Source organism: Dyadobacter sp., assembly GCF_051859145.1.
In the GTDB taxonomy this organism is placed as follows: Bacteria; Bacteroidota; Bacteroidia; order Cytophagales; family Spirosomataceae; genus Dyadobacter.
Map to the genome: position 1 here is coordinate 1 of NZ_JBHYGF010000363.1, position 4257 is coordinate 4257.

5 protein-coding genes are annotated in these 4257 nt (G+C 45.6%); 2 read left to right on the plus strand and 3 right to left on the minus strand.

All coding sequences use genetic code 11. From position 1 onward, the window contains the following. The coding region (locus tag ACTIE6_RS19030) for an SUMF1/EgtB/PvdO family nonheme iron enzyme (RefSeq protein WP_439558150.1) at positions 1–439 on the plus strand (439 nt) is incomplete at its 5' end. Positions 440–493: 54 nt separating this feature from the next. On the opposite strand, the gene ACTIE6_RS19035 is transcribed toward ACTIE6_RS19030, so the two are convergent. Continuing rightward, on the minus strand, positions 494–1183 hold the full coding sequence (locus ACTIE6_RS19035; protein ID WP_439558151.1) for a ComF family protein: 690 nt from the start codon (positions 1181–1183) through the stop codon (positions 494–496). 71 nt (positions 1184–1254) lie between these two features. On the opposite strand from ACTIE6_RS19035, the gene ACTIE6_RS19040 reads away from it, so the two are divergent. Next, positions 1255–2616: a dihydroorotase gene (locus ACTIE6_RS19040; RefSeq protein WP_439558152.1), complete on the plus strand. Its 1362-nt coding sequence runs from the start codon at positions 1255–1257 to the stop codon at positions 2614–2616. On the opposite strand, the gene ACTIE6_RS19045 is transcribed toward ACTIE6_RS19040, so the two are convergent. Beyond that, positions 2599–3024, minus strand: coding sequence for a (deoxy)nucleoside triphosphate pyrophosphohydrolase (locus ACTIE6_RS19045; RefSeq protein ID WP_439558153.1), 426 nt, complete (start codon positions 3022–3024; stop codon positions 2599–2601). The genes ACTIE6_RS19040 and ACTIE6_RS19045 overlap by 18 nt on opposite strands. Before the next feature lie 85 nt (positions 3025–3109). Next, positions 3110–4135 carry a Holliday junction branch migration DNA helicase RuvB gene (gene ruvB, locus ACTIE6_RS19050; protein ID WP_439558154.1) on the minus strand — a complete coding sequence of 342 codons (1026 nt, stop codon included), beginning with the start codon at positions 4133–4135 and terminating at the stop codon, positions 3110–3112. Positions 4136–4257 lie beyond the last annotated feature (122 nt).

A 4257-nucleotide genomic window follows, 5' to 3' on the forward strand; every position in this document is an offset into this window, starting at 1 on the left:
CGGACGGAAACAAGGAACGATGCTTGCCAACTTCAAGCGTGGACCTGGTGACTACGCAGGTATCGCTGGTAAATCAAACGACGGAGCGATTATTACTCAGGAAATCCGCTCGTATCCTGCAAATGACAATGGATTGTATGATATGGCAGGTAACGTAAGCGAATGGGTTTACGACGTTTACCGTCCATTATCAAACTCTGATGTAAACGATTTGAACTCTTTCCGTCGCGACGGTTACCAGGATGAAGCGAAAAGATATGATACCAAAAACTATAACTCGCTTGTTGATGATAAGCTGAGAGTTTACAAAGGTGGATCGTGGTCAGATGTTGCTTACTGGTTATCTCCAGGAACACGCCGTTACATGGATCAGGATTCTGCAACTGCAATGGTTGGTTTCCGTTGCGCAATGATCGCTACTGGTAGCCACAAAGAATAATAAGGTTCAAGAATGACAAGTAAGCCGCTGCCTTCCGGGTAGCGGCTTTTTTTGTTAGTGTTGCGCCAATGCAATTGTCAGGATCACAAACTCCCTGCAACCTGCATTGATCAGCGTTTGTACACATTCTTCCAAGGTAGCGCCGGTAGTTAGTACATCGTCCATGATAATTACCTTGGAAACATTTAATCCTGAACTTGCGGCGAAAACGCCTCTTACATTTTCCCGGCGCTCGATTTTGTTCTTGCCTGTTTGTGTTTCTGTAAACTTCAACCGCTTCAATGCAGAAGCTGACCACGGAATGCCTGTCGCTTTGGAAAAGCCTTCCGCCAGCAAATCACTTTGATTGTATCCCCGCAATTTTCGTTTCCGGGCATGCAGCGGCACGCTGATGATCAGGTCTGTATTGGACAACTTTTCAGAATCCTTCATTTCCTGTCCGAACATCTCTCCTAGTACCAGTCCAACCTCCTGGTTTCCCCTGTATTTGAGTGCGTGCAGCAGTTTTTGAACTTTACCCTTTTTTGTAAAAAGTAAAAATGAATGCGTGAAAGTGACTGCGGGTTCATTAACGAATTTGTTTTGAAGAACATCCTTTTGCAATCCCTGCAAACCTATTCTTGGAAGTGAAATGCGGCATATCGTACATAAAGTTTGTTCGGACCCGATCAGCGGCTTGTCACAACCTGCACAACAGCGCGGAAAAATGAGGTCCAGTAAGTCTCTGAAAAATTGATTTAACATCGATTTTTTGATCTGAAATGAGGTTATTTGATCTGACTAAATAACTTTGGAAAGAAAATTCTTACACTGATATGACAACATTGATAGTTAATGCACTGGTAGTAAATGAGAATACGGTTCAGGAATTAGACGTATTAATTGAAAATGGTCACATTAAAAGTGTAGGAAAAGACTTACAGCACATTTCCGCAGACAAGATCATAAATGCAAAAGGGCAGTACCTGATGCCCGGGGTAATTGACGATCAGGTACATTTCCGCGAGCCGGGACTTACCTATAAAGCCAATATTTACACAGAATCAAAAGCAGCTGTGGCTGGCGGGGTTACCTCCTTTATGGAAATGCCTAACACGGTACCGAACACGCTCACGCAGCAACTACTTGCCGACAAATACCAGATCGCCTCTCAGACTTCGCTGGCGAACTACTCCTTTTTCATGGGCGCATCGAATGATAATTATGAGGAGGTAATGAAAACGGATCCGACCCAGGTTTGCGGGATCAAGATTTTCATGGGCTCTTCTACCGGGAATATGCTGGTAGACGCACCAGAGGTTTTAGAAAAGATCTTTGCGAATGCACCCTGCATTATTGCCACGCATTGCGAAGATGAGCCAACTGTTCGTCAGCGAATGGAGTTTTTCAAAGAAAAATACGGAGAGAATGTACCTTATAACATTCACGCGTTGATCCGTAATGAGGAAGCTTGTTTAAAGTCCTCCACTTTTGCAAGTAACCTGGCCCACCAACATAAAACCCGCCTGCATATCCTGCATATCTCGACGGGTGATGAAGTCCCGCTTTTTGAGATTGGTAACCGGAAAAACGGACAAATACTATTGTCCGATGGTCAGCCGAAACTGGTTACTGCCGAAGCTTGTGTGCACCATCTATGGTTTGACGCAGAAGATTATCATACACTCGGCAACAAGATCAAATGCAACCCAGCGATTAAGGCGCCGCATCATAAGGAGGCTATTTTGCAGGCAGTTTTGGACAACAGAATTGACGTAATAGCGACCGACCATGCGCCGCATACTATCGAGGAAAAAGCACAACCTTACTGGCAGGCACCGTCGGGGCTACCTTTGGTACAACATACATTGAATGTAATGCTGGAACTGAGCGCGGCAGGTAAGATTTCCATTGAACGTGTTGTGGAGAAAATGAGCCACGCAGTAGCCGATTGTTTTCAGATCAAAGACAGGGGCTATATACGCGAGGGTTATAAAGCGGATTTGATTCTCGTTGACACGAATGCAGCTACGCTTGTGGAGGCTGATAATATCTATGCCAAATGCGGCTGGTCGCCTTTTGAAGGAACAAAATTCAACTCAAAGATTACCCACACATTTGTGTCGGGGCATTTGGTGTATGAGAATGGGAACTTCAATGAAGAAGTAAAAGGAGAGCGCTTATTTTTTAACCGCTAGGTAATCGAAATAGCTTTGAATTACATTCAGATCAGCTTCCGTCCAGTCCAGGGTCGGGAGCTCTTCTGCTTTTAGCCAAACGATCTGCTCGTGCTCGGTGAGGGTAATTTGGGTAGTCTGTAAATTACAGATAAAAGGTACCAGGATAATCTCGCGCCAGCCCTGGTCTTTGGTGGTCACCGGGAGCCTGTCGAGAATGTCAATTTCCACATTCAGCTCTTCGCGGATTTCGCGCACAAGCGCCTCTTCGTCAGATTCGTTTTGTTCAACTTTACCGCCGGGAAATTCCCACTTCAAAGGGAAGGAGAGCAAAGCGCTACGTTGACCAGCAAGTACCTTCCCATTGTGTTCGATCACTGCACAGGGCACCCTCACAACCAATTTTTCTGAAACGAGCACATCAATCATAGAGGCGGTTAGTAAATTTACCGCAAATTTACTACTTCTATTCCTATTTTACATCTACATCCTGAAACTAAATAAATTACAAGAATCAGAACAATTCTCCTGACCTGTAAGTAGGAAGAATTCCGAGGTGTTTGAATGCTTTTTCTGTTACTTCACGACCACGGGAAGTTCTTTTCAGGTAGCCTTCCTGGATCAAAAAAGGTTCGTATACTTCCTCTATCGTTTCTGCCTCCTCGCCGCAAGCTGTGGCTATCGTCGACAAGCCGACTGGTCCGCCTTTGAACTTCTGGATAATTGTGTTTAAAATCCGGTTATCCATTTCATCCAACCCATTCTGATCTACGTCTAGCGCCTGCAATGCAATTTCTGCGATTGCTACTGTAATGCGTCCATTGCCTTTTACCTGGGCAAAGTCACGCGTGCGGCGCAGGAGATTGTTTGCAATCCTGGGTGTACCGCGGCTGCGGCGGGCAATTTCGTAAGCTGCGTCGTCTTCAAGCGGAGTACCAAGTATTGCTGCGGAGCGTTTTAATATGGAAGAAAGCAGTTTCGCGTCGTAATATTCCAGCCGCGCATTGATCCCGAAACGCGCGCGTAAAGGCGAAGTAAGCATTCCTGCGCGGGTAGTTGCACCTATCAATGTAAATGGGTTCAAACCGATCTGAATGCTGCGGGCATTGGGGCCGCTATCGAGCATGATATCGATTTTGTAATCCTCCATTGCAGAATAAAGGTATTCTTCCACAATCGGATTGAGACGATGAATTTCATCAATAAACAACACATCGTGCTCCTGAAGATTGGTCAGCAGGCCAGCCAGGTCGCTGGGCTTGTCGAGTACCGGGCCGGAAGTGATCTTGATATTGGCGCCCAATTCGTTGGCCACGATGTTCGATAATGTAGTCTTGCCCAATCCCGGAGGTCCGTGCAGCAGGACGTGGTCCAATGCATCCCCTCTTTGCCTCGCCGCCTGGACAAAAATTTTAAGGTTTTCAAGAATTTTATCCTGCCCCGCAAAATCGTCAAAAGTGAGCGGGCGCAATGCCCGTTCGACTTCCTTTTCAGTATTGGAAAGTCCCTCTTTATCTCCTGACAAATAGTCCTGGCGCATAATGAAATAGAATAGTATTGTTCAAAAATACCCGCCGCAGGAATGGCGGCGGGTATTTAGTATAACCAAAAATAGCTGTTTTAATCTGCAAAAAGAAGGATCAGCGAATCACCATTACAGAG